Origin of the sequence: Martinezella multihospitum (genome assembly GCF_900094585.1) — a bacterium.
GTDB classification, from domain to species: domain Bacteria; phylum Pseudomonadota; class Alphaproteobacteria; order Rhizobiales; family Rhizobiaceae; genus Rhizobium; species Rhizobium multihospitium.
The window spans coordinates 617,913-632,609 of sequence record NZ_FMAG01000001.1; the positions used below are offsets into that span (position 1 = coordinate 617,913).

Here is a 14,697-nt window from a genome sequence, read left to right on the forward strand (position 1 = left end):
CTTACCCCCTTGCCTGCGGCTGCAGCATTTCGCGCAGGAGATCGGGGGTGACGTTCAACTGGCCGATCTTGGTGGCGTTATCGGCAAGATCGCGGAAGGCGAGCGCCATCAACTGGCCCGGATCCATGCCGACCGAAGCCAGCGCCTGCAGCATTTTGGGATCAGCATCTCCAAACGACTTCATCATGGCGGCGAGACCATAGGCCTTGGCGTCAGCCTCCTCGCGCGCATTACCCGAGGCGAGTGCGACAAGCGCCTTGTTCTGCTCTTCAAGAGCGATCTTGCCGGTCATCTCTTCCCGACGGATCTGCAGCTGCCGTTCCTGCACCGAGCGCTCGGCATCCATTTGCGCCTCGCGAACCTGGCGTTTCTTGTTTTCGACGGCGATTTCGGTTGCGAGTTCATTCTCCTTGATGGTCCGTTCTTGCTCGACGCTGGCATTGCGGCGGGCGTAGATCGCCTCGTCGGCGCTGCGCAGCAGCGCTTCGCGCGCCCCCGCCTCCAGTGCCTTGGCGGTTTCGGGCTTCGGCTTCACCGCCAGGATCGACAGGCTCAGGAGCTCAAGACCCAGCGCCTGCAGCACCGGATGACCGTGCAGCGTGGTTGCCACGCGCCCGACCAGCAGTTCGCCGGCGGCCAGCACCTCCTTCAGCGACAGGGCCTGCACTTCGGCGCGCATGACAACCTGAACCTGGTCGATCAGCCGCTGCGACAGCTTCTGCGGATCTTCCGAGCTGTAAACCCCTTTGGCATTGAGCGAAAAATCGAGCAGTTCCGCCGTCCGCTTCGGCTCAGCAATGCGATAGGTGATCTGCCCCTGCACCGTCACCTCCTGGAAGTCCGAAGTCACCTCGGGAAAAATGAAAGGCTCGTTGACGCTGGCGGTCGGCACCACGACCAGCGAGGTCGACGGCGCGAAATACCAGAACGAGAGCCCCGCGCCCTCCCGCTGCGGCCGGCCGCTCTGATACTGGATCACATACTGGGTCGGTTGAGCCTTGATGAAACGAAATCCGAACATGACTGCCTCCTGAAAGCGGCGTTGCAAACTGCGATGACGCGAACAAATACCACTTAGTGTATTTTGTCAACTAACTTAGTTGAAACTTTACACTAAGGGATCGCTGCAGTATGTTCAAAGCCATGAGCAGCTCAGAAGAGTTTCACCAAAGGCCGATCGTTTCGGTCGATCTTGCAATCTTTGCCTTGGCGCCGGACGGGCTCGAGGTCCTGCTGGCTCGACGCGGCACGGAGCCATTTTCCGGTCACTGGGCCTTGCCCGGCGGCTGGATTCATGCCGATGAAGATGAGAGCCTGGAGGCTGCGGCCGGACGCGTGCTCAGCGGCAAGACAGGGGTCGCGGCGCCCTATTTCGAGCAGGTCGGCGTTTTCGGGGATGCGGCGCGCGATCCACGCGGCTGGAGCCTGAGCGTGACCTATATGGCATTGATCGCGCCGGATGCAGCCATCCTGCGGCACGGCGGCAATGTCACTGACGTCGCCTGGCATCCGATCGCAGGTGACACGACAGCAGAGCCGCTCGCCTTCGACCACGCCGCAATCTTGAAGGCGGCGATCACCAGATTGCGCAACAAGGTCGAATATACGACCCTGCCGGTGCATCTCTTGCCGGAAGCGTTCACCTTGAGCGAATTGCAGGCCGTCTATGAGCGGCTGCTCGGCCGCCTCCTCGATAAATCCGCCTTTCGCAAACGTATCGCGGAAGTCGACTTCATCGAGCCGATCACAGGCGAAATGCGCCGCGCCAGCAATCGCCCTGCCCAGCTCTATCGGCTGAAACAGGCACGCTCCACCGTTTTCTTCGACCGGACGATCTGAGGCAGCGCATTTCCACGCGCGAGACAGTTCGTCTTTGACATAAGCCTCTTTTTGTCCAAACTCTGCCTTTGTGATGGTACAAATAGCGCCATGCCCGATTGAAACAGGCTGGCGGGAAGTTTAAGCCGCGCCGGCGGTATCAGCTGCAAGGGCTTCGGAAACAGGAATAAGCGGCGGCAGGAGTTGGAGTGACTGATCCATACGATATTCTCGGCGTTGCGCGCGATGCGGGCGAAGAGCAGATCAAGGCAGCCTATCGCAAGCGCGCGAAGGCAGCCCATCCGGATTCCGGCGGAGATACCGACGCTTTCGCGCAGCTGCAGAAGGCCTACGAGCTTCTTCTCGATCCCGTGCGCCGCAAGGTGTTCGACGATACCGGCTATGACGTCGAACTGACCGATGCCGTCGACCTGCAGGCGCTGGTCGCCATTGAAAAGCTTATTACCGAGATAGTGCTGGACGAGCGGGAACCCGGCACATTCGATCCGGTCGCCAAGATGCGCGCGAGCCTTTTGGAAGAAATTCGCAAGGCGAATTTCAGCAAGAGCGAGCTCGAGCGACACTCCAACCGCATCGGCCTGCACCTCGACCGGCTGGGTCAGCGCCCCGGCAAGGACGTGGTCGGCCACATGCTGCGCGCCCGCATCAAGGCGATCGCCACTGCCATCAGCGAAACGGAAGCCAAGATCGGCGCCAGCGAACGCGCCTGCGACATGCTCGAAGGCTATCTTTACGAGATGATCGAGCCCCAGGACGAAGCCGATGCTGCTCCCGAAATCGAATGGGACGAGCCAAGGGTACGCTCGGCCGCGCAGTGAAGGCGGCGCTTTTCACCGCTCTGAAGAGACAAATTTCGCGTTTGCCTTGATCGCGAGATCACTTTCAGCAACGCAATGTTGCAATGCAACAATCCTCCCTAGACAAATCGAGGGGCTGGCCTAGATCAAGCATCCAACACGCCGTCCTGCTCCATCGAACGATGGCGAAGCGGCAATGGCGGGCGCTGGAACTCCGGCATCCGCTGCAGAACTAAAACGGCGAGGTATGCGTTTGCTGGCGTCCGAAGCGGATGAAGTCGTCTTTGAACATCTGAGCGAGAACCGATCGCGGGCCGCATTGAGGGGCGCCTTCTGGTCGGCGTTGGATACGCTTATCCCAACAGCACTCAACAGCCTTGTCTTCGTCGTCACCTCCCGTTTCCTTCTGCCTCAGGATTTCGGTCTGGTAGCACTTGCTTTTGCCATCGTCAGTTTCGCCTCCGGCTTTGGCCCGACGGCCTTCGGCGAAGCACTGATCCAGCAGAAATCCATTCGGCGCAGCCATCTCGATACGGTCTTCTGGCTATCCTTCGTCTCCGCGGCCATTCTTTATGCCGCGCTGTTTCTGCTTTCGCCGTTTCTCGCCCATTGGCTCGGGCATGACGATATCGTCAAGCTGCTGCTGATCATCGGCCTCAAAATCTTCTTCGACATGATGATCATCGTCCCCAATGCCCTGATCGGCCGGACGATGTCCTTCCATCTTGCTGCGGCCCGCACCGCGATCGCCACCTCGGTTTCGGCGGTCATCTGTCTCTCGCTGGTTTTCGCCGGTTTCGGCCTGTGGGCGCTTGCGATTGCCCAGATCGCCGCACCGGCGGCCGCCTGCATCGCCGCTTTCTGGGGCGCGAAGTGGCTGCCTGGCTTCAGGGTAAAGCTCTCGAGCCTGCGCGAACTGCTGCATTATGGCATCTTCGCCTCGGGCAACCGCTTCCTCCAGACCATGAATCTCGACCAGCTGATCATCGGCACGCTGGTAAGCCCGGCCGCTCTCGGTATCTACAATTTCGCCCGCCGGCTCTACGAGATGCTCAACAATGTCGTGGCGGGCGGGCTGAATTCGGTCAGCCATGTGCTGCTCTCCTCCCTGCAGCACGATAAGGACAAAGTGCGTGAAGCCTTCCTCATGGCGACCTTCGGCTGCTCGCTGGTGTCCTTTCCGGCCTTCATGGGACTGGCAGCGGTCGCCGACGACGCCATTCCGTTGATCTTCGGACCGCACTGGGCGGCCGCCATCTGGCCGGTTCGTTTCTTCTGCGTGATTGGCCTGATGGCCGGCATCGGCATCATACAAGCGTCCCTGATCACCAGTCAGGGCAGATCCGACTGGTGGTTCTACTATCAGCTGGTGCGCAACGTCGTCTCGATCCTCACCGTTTTCATTCTCCATAAATATGGTGTCGCGACCGTCGTCTTCGGGCTCATGGTCGGCGTGCTGATGCTTTGGCCGGTGACGCTTTGGATGGTCTCACGATTGATCGGCCTCAGCATTCTCGAATATTTCAGCCAGTTCCTGCGGCCCATAGCCGCCTATCTCGGTATGCTCGTCGTGGTACTGGCAGCCTCATCGGCCTTGTACGACCGCTCCCTCGCAGCACGTCTGATCTGCGAAGTCCTGGTCGGCGGCCTCACCTATTCGGGCCTCATCCTTCTCCTATGCAGGGAAAGGGTCCTCTTCCTCGTGCGGACGACACTGCAAGGTCGCCGCGCAAGGGCGCAGTAGCAAGAATCGTGGCCATCGGATCGAAGCATGGCATTCCACATGGGGCCTTCGATCCCTGCGGTAGCAATAGCAAATGTCGGAAAGGCGCCTCATGACACTGGTTACGTTCATCATTCCCGTTCGCCATCAGGCCAATTCCAACGATTGGCCGGCGCTGAAACAACGGTTGTCGCAAACGATCGCATCGATCGCGGGGCAGTCCAACAGTAATTGGCGCGGTGTGGTCGTCGCCAATGAAGGCGCCGATCTGCCCGATCTGCCGCCGAATTTTACGGCCGAGCGCGTGACCTTCCCGCCGAATCAGCTGCACGACATCAACGGCGCCGATCGCGAGAAGGTGTACGATGCCTTCCGGCTGGACAAGGGCCGCCGCGTTCTGAGCGGCATGTTGTCCGCACGCGATACCCGCTTCTTCATGATCGTCGACGACGATGATTTCGTCAGTGCCAATATCGTCGATTTCGCCGCCAGAAATACCGATGCCAACGGGTGGAAGATCGACCGCGGCTATCTCTGGAACGAGGGCGGCCGACTGCTTTTGCATCACAACGACTTCGCCAATTATTGCGGCACATCGCTCATCATCCGCTCCGATCTCTATCGCTTGCCGGCGACCTTCGAGGATGCCGAGGTCGATTACATCAAATCCATGCTCGGCAGCCATGTGCGCATCGGCAAGATGCTCGCCGATGCCGGCTCGCCGCTCGGATCGCTGCCCTTCCGCGGCGCGATCTACCGGGTTGGCCATGCCGGCGCCCACAGCAAGTCCTCCAACCTGATCAGGACCCATTTCCTGAACCGATCGGTGCTGACAAGCCCCCGCCAGTTCCTGGGTAACCTTTCGCGGGTGCGCCCGCTCGATCGAAATTTGAGAAACGAATTCTTCGGCGCGCGCGCCGCCGGATAGCTTAGGCGTAACCTTTTCCCCCAATGAGGTTCCGATCAATGCCGGCTGATGCAACGAGACACAGATATGCCGCCCTGGATGCGATGCGCGGCCTGGCGGCATTCGCCGTCGTCGTCTATCACCTCGACAGGCCCTATGCGCCTTCGGCCTATATCGCCGTGGATTTCTTCTTTGTGCTCAGCGGCTTCGTCATCGCCAGGGCTTACGGAGAAAAGCTCGCCAGCGGCATGACCGTTCTGGCCTTCATGAAGGCGCGATACGCGCGTCTCTATCCGCTCTTCCTGATCGGCAGCGTCTACGGCCTCGTGCAATTGCTGCTACATTGGCAGGCGGCAGGCGTCGGGCGGGCCGATCTTGCCGCAAGCATCCTCACGACCGTGTTCATGCTGCCGTCCCCGAGCTTTCTGACGCGGTCGGCCGGAGACATCTTGGCGCTCTACCCGCTGAATGGCCCCGCCTGGTCGCTGTTTTGGGAGCTGTTGGCCAATCTGGTATTCGCGCTGCTGCTGTTCAGGCTGAAAACGCGGAGCCTCATCCTCATTGCCGCCGCATCTCTGGCGATGCTGATCGGCTCGGTTTTTTTGCACAAATCGCTCGATCTCGGCTGGGAATGGCACTCCGTGGATGGCGGCTTTGCCCGCGTCTTCTTCTCCTTCACCCTCGGAATGATCATCTATCGGCTTCGAGGCGAAACCACACTTGGGCGCACGGTGAACAGCTATGCGGCACTATTGCCCATCGCGGCGATCTTAGCCTTGCTGTTTCTCCCCACCTATTCGCTGAAATATGCGCTTGTCTTCTGCATCCTGATTTCGCCGCTCATCGTCCTTGCCGGCACCATGCTCGAACTGCCGGAGAGGCTGCAGCGGCTCGGCATCTTTCTCGGCTATCTCTCCTACCCTATCTACATGTGCCATCGCGGGTTTACCGAGATCTACGGGCATCTGATGCGCAATATCCACTTGCCGCAGCCCGTCTACATCGCAATCTATCTCGTCGCGATTTCCATCGTCGCGCTCATCTCGGCCAGGCTTGCGACCATCCTTGTCAAGTACGCTTCCCCTTGGAGGGATGTGCCGAAAAGCGTGGGCGCGACGTCAAGCCGGTAGCATTACCGCTCACGTGTGGACGGCGGCAAGTGCAATGGCATCCGCAACATATTCGCGCCGCTCCAAGAGTTTGGCCGTCGCTACACGCAAATGGCTGCTGGGCAGGATCGAGAACTTGGCACCGGGATGCACTGCAATGCCCCGGGCGGCAAGCGTCACCATTGCGAAGGGCTCCGACGAGACCGGCACCCAGGCACACAGCCCTTCTCCGTGTTGCGCATCGACGCCGCGCTTGCGAAGCGCATCGATGAGGCCTGCGCGGCGTTCCCGGTAGGTGTTGCGGGCATGATCGAGGCATGATGCCGTTGCCGGATCGCGCAGCAGCCAGGCAGCCGCCGCCTGCAGAATGCGGCTGGTCCAGCCGGAGCTGAAGCTGCGATAGGACTGGATCTGGTCGATGATCGCCCGCGAGCTCGACAATACGGCGAGGCGTAGATCCGGCCCGTGCGTTTTCGAAAATGACAGGATATGGATGACCCTATCGGGAAAGAGATGTCCCATGGAATGGCGTGGCGCGATCGAGATATCCGCGATACCATCGTCTTCGACGATCAACGTATCCTTGTCGCGAAGGATCTCGGCGATCCTTGCCATACGCGCCGGGCTCACGCTCTGGCCCGTGACGGAATGGGTGCGCGGCTGAAAGATGAAGGCGACCGGGCGATATTTCAGCGCCTCCTCCAGCGAGGCCGGCAGCGGACCCTCCTCGTCGCATTTCACTGGAATGATGCGGGCACCCCGGTCCTCGAGAATATCGAGAAGCCGCATGCCCGTCGGATCCTCGATCGCAACGGCAGCACCCGGCATGACCAGGGCGTTGATCAGAGTGTAGACGGCATTATAGCCGCCATTGGTGGCCAGGAACGCTTCCGGCTCATAGGGCCAGGTCTTCCTGACCTCGCGTTCAAGCTCCGGCAGGATACGGCTGCGCTCGTAGCTGTTGAGATTTTCGGCCGAGGCGCCATAGGCCATCGCCGCATCGAGTTTCGGTAGCAGCTGCACATCGGGAACGGCAGCCGTCAGATTGAGGGCGTCGGAACCGTAGTCGCCGACACTTGCCAGCCGTGCCGGCTTGGCGACGAAGCGGTCACCGCTGACCCATGTGCCATTCCGGCCGCGTCCGCTGATGATCTTCTGACGCCTGAGCTCGCTCCAGGCTTCCGATAGGGTTGCCGGGCTCACTCCAAGGACAAAAGCGAGGTCGCGGATCGGCGGAAGCTTGGTGCCGACAGGCAGGGCGCCGGCGCGAATGAGCGCGCTCGTCTCAAGCGCGATGCCGCGGATGGTCCGATCGCTCAATTTTGAGGCAAACCATTTCGCATCCCGATCTTCGCTCATTTTCGCACCATTTTTAATGTTCAATAACGTAATAACATTTGATCGACCTATATTGAACATTTAGTCGTTGAGAAAACAAGTTTTCCCGCGAGTGAATTTCATGGCCCTTACTCTTCGACTTGCTCTCCGTGACTGGGACTACATGACGCCGTTGGTCCTGGGTGACGTCTCCTCCCCCAAGCTCGACATCAAGGTCGACCGGGTCGGCACCCTGATCTCGCATGTCGGCAAGAGCGACGCCTATGATGCCGCCGAAACCTCCTTCAGCCGCTACACGCAGCTGCGCATCGATGGCGACGAGAGCGTGGTCGGCATTCCGAATTTCATCATGCGTGGCTTCCGCCATCGCTGCGTCATCACCACCAGGGAGAGCCCGATCACGAGCTTTGCCGAGCTTGCCGGCAAGCGTATCGGCGTCACCGGCTGGCGCGACTCCGGCAATACCTGGACGCGGGCAGCACTACGGCGCGAAGGCGTTGGCGTCGAGGACGCCATGTGGTATGCCGGCCGCCTCACCGAAGCGCATCCGATCACCGATCGCCTCGACGGCTTCGGCCACCCCGGCCGCATCGAGGCAGCGCCCGGCGAAAGGCCGATGGTAGATCTGCTGAAGGAAGGCCAGCTCGACGCGATCTTCACGCCTTTCATGCCGGATGGTTATTTCGCTGGCAATTCCGGCTTCCGCCAGCTGCTGCCGGATTTCCGTGCCGCCGAGCATCGCTATTTTGCCGATGTGGGCTATGTACCGGGCATGCACCTGATCGGCCTGAAGGCCGAGATCGTCGCCGAGCATCCCTGGGTCATTGCCGAATTGAGCAAGTTGATCGATGAATCCCAGCGCATGTGGCTCAGCAAGCGGCGTAAATATGCCGACACCACGCCCTTTATGCTCGACGAGCTGTTGAAATCGGCAACCGAGCTGCCCGAAGGGTGGGATGCGAGCGGCTTTGCCGCCAACCGCAAGATGATCGCGGACTTCGCTGGGGAACTGCATGTGCAGGGCATCCTGCCGCGGCTCCTGACACCAGAGGAACTCTTCCCGTTCGACGTTGATGGCAGCCGGACAAGCGCTGCCTGACGACCGCCTGAAATCAGAGACACAAAGCAAAAAGGGGAATGAACATGTCGCTGAAGAAAATGACCTACGTCGCCCTGGCAAGCCTGATGATGTCAGGTGCTGCCTTCGCGGAGGATGCGAGCCTGCCGAAACTTTCGGTCAACAAGGATCTGCAAGCCAAGCTGCCGGAAGCAATCCGCACGTCGGGTAAGATGATTTCCGTCAACAACGGCTCCTTCCCTCCCTACGAGATCGTCACCGGCACCAAGCTGACCGGCGCCAGCGCCGATCTGACCGACGCGATCGGCGAGGTGCTCGGCGTGAAGATCGAGCATGAGAGCGTCAGCGGCCTGCCTGCCATTCTCGCGGGCATCAATTCCGGCCGCTATCAATTCGCCTTCGGCCCGATCGGCGATTTCAAGAGCCGCGAAGAAGCCAATGACTTTGTCGATTGGGTACAGGAATTCGTCGTCTTCGCCGTCCAGAAGGGCAATCCGAAGGGCATCACCTCGCTCGACAGCGCCTGCGGCCAGCGCATCGCCGTCATGGCCGGCGGCTCGGCCGAAAAGGTGATCCAGGTGCAGGCCGAGAAGTGCAAGACCGACGGCAAGGGCGCGATCGAAGTCCAGTCCTTCACCGACCAGCCGAGCTCGATCCTCGCCGTCCGCTCCAAGCGCTCCGACGCCTTCTTCTCGTCGCAGGCGCCGCTCACCTATTTCGTCTCGCAGGCGAACGGCCAGCTGGAACTGACCGGCGTCGGCCAGAAGAACGGTTTTGAAGATCTCTATCAGGGCGCGGTCGTGCCGAAGGGTTCGCCGCTCGGCCCGATTCTGAAGGACACCGTCAAGGTTCTGATGGACAACGGCACCTATGCCGCCATCATGAAGAAATGGGGCCTTAAGAACAACATGATCAAGGAACCGGGCATCAATCTTGGCGGGACATTGCCGAAATGAGCACGAATTCCAGAGATATCGCATCGCCTTCCGGCGATGCGGCCGAACGAGATGTGGCGAATGCCCATACGCCGTTCCCGAAAGGCCGTGTGGCTGCCTGGGTCGTTACCCTTGCGATCGCCGCCTATTGGGCCTGGTCGGTCGCCCACAATGAAAACTTCGGCTGGCATGTCGTCGCACAGTACTTCTTCGATCCCGTTGTCATCAGCGGCCTCTATGTCTCGCTCGGTCTGACCGTCGTCGCCATGGCGCTCGGCATCATCTTTGGCCTGCTTTTGGCGATTGCCCGCATGTCGAAAGACACGCTGGCAAGCACGCTCACCTCGCTGTTTATCTGGTTCTTCCGCGGCACGCCGCTGCTCGTGCAGCTGATCTTCTGGTACAATCTGTCGACGCTCTTCCCCACGCTATCGATCGGCATTCCGTTCGGACCTACCTTTATCAGCTGGGACACAAATTCGGTCATCAGCCCGATGACGGCCGCAATCGCCGGCCTCGCGCTAAACGAAGCGGCCTACATGGCCGAAATCATCCGCGGCGGCCTGCTTTCGGTCGACAGGGGCCAGTTCGAAACGGCTGAAGCCTTCGGCATGACCCGCATCCGGGCGCTCCGGCGAATCATCATTCCGCAGGCCATGCGCTCCATCGTACCGCCGACGGGCAACCAGCTCATCAGCATGATCAAGGCGACGTCGCTCGTCAGCGTCATCGCCATGGCCGACCTGCTCTATTCCGTGCAGTCGATCTACAACCGTACCTTCGAAGTCATCCCGATGCTGCTCGTCGCCGTCATCTGGTATCTACTGATCACCTCGGTGCTCAATATCGGCCAGAGCTATATCGAGCGCTACTATAGTCGCGCCGATCGCCGCACGGGCACTACCAAGGCCGCAAAGGAGAACGCGCCAGCGCTCGTGCCGGCGCAGGAGGCGGGACAATGAACGCTGTCGTCAACATGGCGCCGCTGGTACAGGCGCGCAACGTCCACAAATCCTTTGAGCATCTGGAGGTGCTGAAGGGTATCGATCTCGACGTGACGCCTGGCGAAGTCGTGGTGATCCTCGGCCCCTCTGGCTCCGGAAAGTCGACCTTCCTGCGCTGCATCAACCATCTGGAATCGATCAATCGCGGCTCGATCGAAGTCGATGGCGAGCAGATCGGCTACCGGCTGAACAAAGGACGGCTGGTCAAGCTTTCCAACCATGCGATCGCACTACAGCGGCGCAAGATCGGCATGGTGTTCCAGCAGTTCAATCTCTATCCGCATATGACGGCGCTGCAGAATGTCATCGAGGCGCCGATCGGCATCCATGGTGAAAGCCGCAAGCAGGCAACGGAAAACGCGATGGCATTGCTGGACCGTGTCGGGCTTTCAGCCAAGGCCAACAACTATCCCAGGCAACTTTCGGGCGGCCAGCAGCAGCGTGTCGCGATCGCCAGGGCGCTGGCGATCAAGCCGAAGCTGATGCTGTTCGACGAGCCGACCTCGGCGCTCGATCCGGAACTGGTCGGCGAAGTGCTTGCCACCATGCGCGACCTTGCCAAACAGGGCCTGACGATGATCGTCGTCACCCACGAAATCGGCTTTGCCCGTGAGGCTGCTGACCGCGTCGTCTTCATGGACGGCGGCAAGATCGTGGAACAAGGCAAGCCGGAGGATGTGATCGGCAATCCGCAGCATCCGCGCACCAGAAGCTTCCTGTCGCGCTTCATCTAGCGCGATGCACATATCATCAGCAAAGCCCGCGCGCCTTGTGGCGAATGGCGGCTCAAGCGAACCATTGGAATAGCCATGACCCTCGACAACGATTTCGCCCGCCTCTCCGACTTCGAACCGATGAAGGACGAGCTGACCGGTATCCGCCGGCACCTGCACGCCAATCCCGAGCTTTCCTTCGAAGAGGCAGAAACCGCGCGTTTCGTCGCCGAGAAGCTGGAAGCCTGGGGCTACGAAGTCACCCGCAATGTCGGCGGCCATGGCGTCGTCGCGCGCATGACGGTGGGCGCGGGCAAGAAGAGCATCGCGATCCGCGCCGATATGGACGCCCTGCCGATCACCGAGCAGACCGGCGCCGCCTATGCCAGCAAGACGCCGGGCAAGATGCATGCCTGCGGCCATGACGGCCACACCACTATTTTGCTGGGAGCAGCCGAATATCTCGCGCGCACCCGCCGCTTCAACGGCACGGTGAACCTGATCTTCCAGCCGGCCGAGGAGGCTGGCGCAGTGAGCGGGGCTCCCGCCATGATCAAGGATGGGCTGTTCGAGCGCTTTCCGTTCGACGTCATCTACGGCCTGCACAATCATCCAGGTGCTGCGGAAGGCACCTGGCTGTTGCGCTCCGGTCCGCTGATGGCCGCCGCCGATACGGTCGAGATCACCATCACGGGCAAGGGCGGCCATGCCTCGCGCCCGCATCTGACCATCGATCCCGTCGTCGTCGCCTGCAATCTCGTCGTCAGCCTGCAGACGATCGTTGCCCGGAGCGTCGATCCGACGCAGACGGCGGTCGTGACCGTCGGCGCCATCCACGCCGGCGAGGCTTCGAACGTCATTCCGGAAAGTGCGAAGATGCTGCTGACCGTTCGCTCCTTCGATCCGAAGGTGCGCGAATTACTTGAGGCTCGCATTCGCAAGCTGACAGAGTCCATCGCAGAGGGTTTCGGTGCGAGCGTCGAGATCGACTACGTCCACGGCCATCCGGTCGTCGTCAATTCCGAGAAGGAAACGGAATTCGCGCGCATGGTGGCCGAAGAACTCGTCGGCGCCGACAAGGTCACCACCTGCGGCCTGATCCCGGGCAGCGAGGATTTCTCCCACTACCTCGAACACAAGCCGGGCAGCTTCCTGCGCCTCGGCAATGGCTTGAATTCAGCCATCCTTCACAGCGCCAAATATGATTTCGCCGATGCAAGCCTCACCGTCGGTGCGGCCATGTGGGCACGGCTCACCGAGCGTTATCTCGACGCCTGAACGAGTTCTTACTTCTATCGTAATGGTCGACGCGGCGATGAACGGCAGCCCCTGGCAATAAGCCGGGGCTGGTCCGTTTTCTGGATGTCATGAAAAAAGATGGAATGCCAGCCGATGCCTTCAATGGCGTCGCCCGACCCACGAGCGTGGCGCAATTCCTGCCTTCATAAATACTACTTATCGAGGGATCCGAGACTATCACCCGTTGCAGGTGCCGTATTTGCCGGCGTTTCAGCCCGCAGCCCACTTTCCAGCTGCACATTCTGAGTCTGCATTACCCGCCATTCGTTTTCGAGGCGATCAATCACATACGTAGGAATTTCATTTCTTACGTTTTCAAACTCTTGCATCACGACCTCCATTGTCATGCGTTATTGGCATGACATGGGAGAGTTTCTTTGTAAATCAAGGCATTAAACTATTTAAACGATTAAAATCTTTTCAATCGTTTGAAATGGCGCTGCCTGTGGAAAAGATTCGAACAGCGTTAATGCGCGATACGAAACTATCGATGCGAAGCCGGGTCATCGACGGCGCCAAAACTGAGGCGGTAAGCAGCCGACGGTTGCATTTGGCCATCGAGCTCAAGATCCTGCGCACGCCAGATCGAATCATGCTGCTCGCGCATGGCGTCGGCAGCCTCGCGGACCACTTCGGAAATCTGAAGGAGCTGCTTGGCGAGAGGGCTCGTCCTGCGCCAGATCATGCCGATCGTTCGCGAGGGCTGCGGACTCTGAAAGCGTACGGTCGAAACCGAGGCCGAGCGGGTTTCCACCGCCACAGCCATCTCCGGTATCAAGGTGACGCCGATGCCGGCGCTGACCATCTGCACCAGCGTCGACAGTGAGCTGCCGTCCATCAGCTCCCGCGGCAGGGCCGAATGGATGTTGCAGAAAGACAGAGCCTGATCGCGGAAGCAATGTCCCTCCTCCAAAAGCAGCAGCCGCATTTCGCGAAGCGCCTCGCGGTTCGGCACCGGCTTGCCCTGATCCTCGCTTGGCCGCACCAGTACGAAATTTTCCGCAAATAGCGGCACTTCCGTCAGCGATGCTTCAGAGATCGGCAGGGCGACAATGGCGGTATCCAGCCTCCCCTCCTCCAGCTCCTCGACCAGTTTCGAGGTCAGGGTCTCGCGCACATGGATATCGAGCCCGTCGTAGATACGGGTGAGGTTGCCGATGATGCTCGGCAGCAGATAGGGTGCCACCGTGGGGATGATGCCGATGCGCAACCGTCCTACAGGCTGATTATGCGAGGCGCGGGCAAGATCTCCCAGCTCGTCGACGGAGCGCAGGATGTCGCGGACGCGGATCGCGAAGGCCTCCCCGAAATTGGTCAGCCGGACCTGGCGAGCACCTCTTTCGAAGAGGTCCGTGCCGAGTTGCTCCTCCAGCTCCTTGATCTGCATCGACAGAGCGGGCTGAGAGATCGCGCATAGATCGGCGGCACGTCCGAAGTGGCCGAGCCGAGCCAGCGCTTCGAAATAGCGAAGCTGTTTGAGCGTGAAATTTGCCATAAGCTTATCTTATCGCGCCAATCAGGAAATCCAACTTAAATTAATGGAAAGCCTTGGCTATAGTGCCCCAGCAGAGATGAGATGCGGCCGCCTGTCATACGAAGCTCATATTGAGAGCATTGACTGCGTTCAGTTCATCGATGCACGGACCGGTCGGAAGGCAGGGTACCCAAGCTTTGCCTGCTTCCACGTCTCCGTTTCACGCGAGGCCAGAACAACGAGAGATTCATGCGTCTGACATGTCGCTGCCATACCCGTTTTAGAACCGGGCCATTTCCCGGTGGGCTGGCAAAGCTCCTTCTCCGGTCGTCACAAATCAAATCATCGTAAGGGAGAAAATTATGGATACGAAAGTCGAAAATGCCGGCAAGTGTCCGTTTCCGCATGGGAACACGAGCGTTTCGGCCCGTTCGAACCGTGACTGGTGGCCGAATCAGCTGAACCTTCGGATTCTTCACCA

The 14,697-nt window shown here is 60.0% G+C and carries 14 protein-coding genes; 10 read left to right on the forward strand and 4 right to left on the reverse strand.

Annotated features, from left to right (window positions below; genetic code table 11):
• Position 1: 1 nt before the first annotated feature.
• Positions 2-1,021, reverse strand: a complete 1,020-nt coding sequence (locus GA0061103_RS02780; RefSeq protein WP_092706870.1) for an SPFH domain-containing protein — start codon at positions 1,019-1,021, stop codon at positions 2-4.
• 122 nt (positions 1,022-1,143) lie between these two features.
• Here GA0061103_RS02780 and GA0061103_RS02785 point away from each other — a divergent pair, with 122 nt between their 5' ends.
• The 5 genes from GA0061103_RS02785 (at position 1,144) to GA0061103_RS02805 (ending at position 6,396) form a co-directional block, all read left to right on the forward strand.
• Positions 1,144-1,839, forward strand: coding sequence for an NrtR DNA-binding winged helix domain-containing protein (locus tag GA0061103_RS02785; protein WP_092708551.1), 696 nt, complete (start codon positions 1,144-1,146; stop codon positions 1,837-1,839).
• Positions 1,840-2,027: 188 nt separating this feature from the next.
• Positions 2,028-2,657 (forward strand): DnaJ domain-containing protein, encoded by a 630-nt coding sequence (locus GA0061103_RS02790; protein WP_092706872.1) that lies wholly within the window; start codon positions 2,028-2,030, stop codon positions 2,655-2,657.
• Between the two features lie 226 nt (positions 2,658-2,883).
• On the forward strand, positions 2,884-4,380 hold the full coding sequence (locus GA0061103_RS02795) for a lipopolysaccharide biosynthesis protein (protein WP_092706874.1): 1,497 nt from the start codon (positions 2,884-2,886) through the stop codon (positions 4,378-4,380).
• Between the two features lie 91 nt (positions 4,381-4,471).
• The gene (locus GA0061103_RS02800) at positions 4,472-5,287 is read left to right on the forward strand and encodes a galactosyl transferase (protein WP_092708554.1); all 816 of its coding nucleotides are present in this window, start codon (positions 4,472-4,474) and stop codon (positions 5,285-5,287) included.
• A 38-nt stretch (positions 5,288-5,325) separates the two neighbouring features.
• Positions 5,326-6,396 carry an acyltransferase family protein gene (locus GA0061103_RS02805; RefSeq protein ID WP_092706876.1) on the forward strand — a complete coding sequence of 357 codons (1,071 nt, stop codon included), beginning with the start codon at positions 5,326-5,328 and terminating at the stop codon, positions 6,394-6,396.
• Positions 6,397-6,405: 9 nt separating this feature from the next.
• Here the strand turns inward: GA0061103_RS02805 and GA0061103_RS02810 are convergent, their stop codons facing one another.
• Positions 6,406-7,734 carry an aminotransferase-like domain-containing protein gene (locus GA0061103_RS02810; RefSeq protein ID WP_092706878.1) on the reverse strand — a complete coding sequence of 443 codons (1,329 nt, stop codon included), beginning with the start codon at positions 7,732-7,734 and terminating at the stop codon, positions 6,406-6,408.
• Positions 7,735-7,834: 100 nt separating this feature from the next.
• Between GA0061103_RS02810 and GA0061103_RS02815 the strand changes: the two genes are divergently transcribed.
• The 5 genes from GA0061103_RS02815 (at position 7,835) to GA0061103_RS02835 (ending at position 12,721) form a co-directional block, all read left to right on the forward strand.
• Positions 7,835-8,812, forward strand: coding sequence for a substrate-binding domain-containing protein (locus tag GA0061103_RS02815; RefSeq protein ID WP_092708557.1), 978 nt, complete (start codon positions 7,835-7,837; stop codon positions 8,810-8,812).
• 44 nt (positions 8,813-8,856) lie between these two features.
• The gene (locus GA0061103_RS02820) at positions 8,857-9,747 is read left to right on the forward strand and encodes an ABC transporter substrate-binding protein (protein WP_092708560.1); all 891 of its coding nucleotides are present in this window, start codon (positions 8,857-8,859) and stop codon (positions 9,745-9,747) included.
• Entirely contained in the window at positions 9,744-10,688 is a 945-nt protein-coding gene (locus tag GA0061103_RS02825; protein ID WP_092706880.1) for an amino acid ABC transporter permease, read from the forward strand. The genes GA0061103_RS02820 and GA0061103_RS02825 overlap by 4 nt, the downstream gene beginning before the upstream one ends.
• A complete protein-coding gene (locus GA0061103_RS02830) occupies positions 10,685-11,464 on the forward strand; it encodes an amino acid ABC transporter ATP-binding protein (protein WP_092706882.1) in 780 nt (259 codons plus the stop codon). Before GA0061103_RS02825 ends, GA0061103_RS02830 begins: the two co-directional genes overlap by 4 nt.
• Before the next feature lie 75 nt (positions 11,465-11,539).
• Entirely contained in the window at positions 11,540-12,721 is a 1,182-nt protein-coding gene (locus tag GA0061103_RS02835) for a M20 aminoacylase family protein (RefSeq protein ID WP_092706884.1), read from the forward strand.
• A gap of 173 nt (positions 12,722-12,894) precedes the next feature.
• Here the strand turns inward: GA0061103_RS02835 and GA0061103_RS34950 are convergent, their stop codons facing one another.
• Positions 12,895-13,071, reverse strand: a complete 177-nt coding sequence (locus GA0061103_RS34950; protein ID WP_167376513.1) for a hypothetical protein — start codon at positions 13,069-13,071, stop codon at positions 12,895-12,897.
• A 155-nt stretch (positions 13,072-13,226) separates the two neighbouring features.
• A complete protein-coding gene (locus GA0061103_RS02840; protein ID WP_092706886.1) occupies positions 13,227-14,237 on the reverse strand; it encodes a hydrogen peroxide-inducible genes activator in 1,011 nt (336 codons plus the stop codon).
• Between the last annotated feature and the right edge of the window lie 460 nt (positions 14,238-14,697).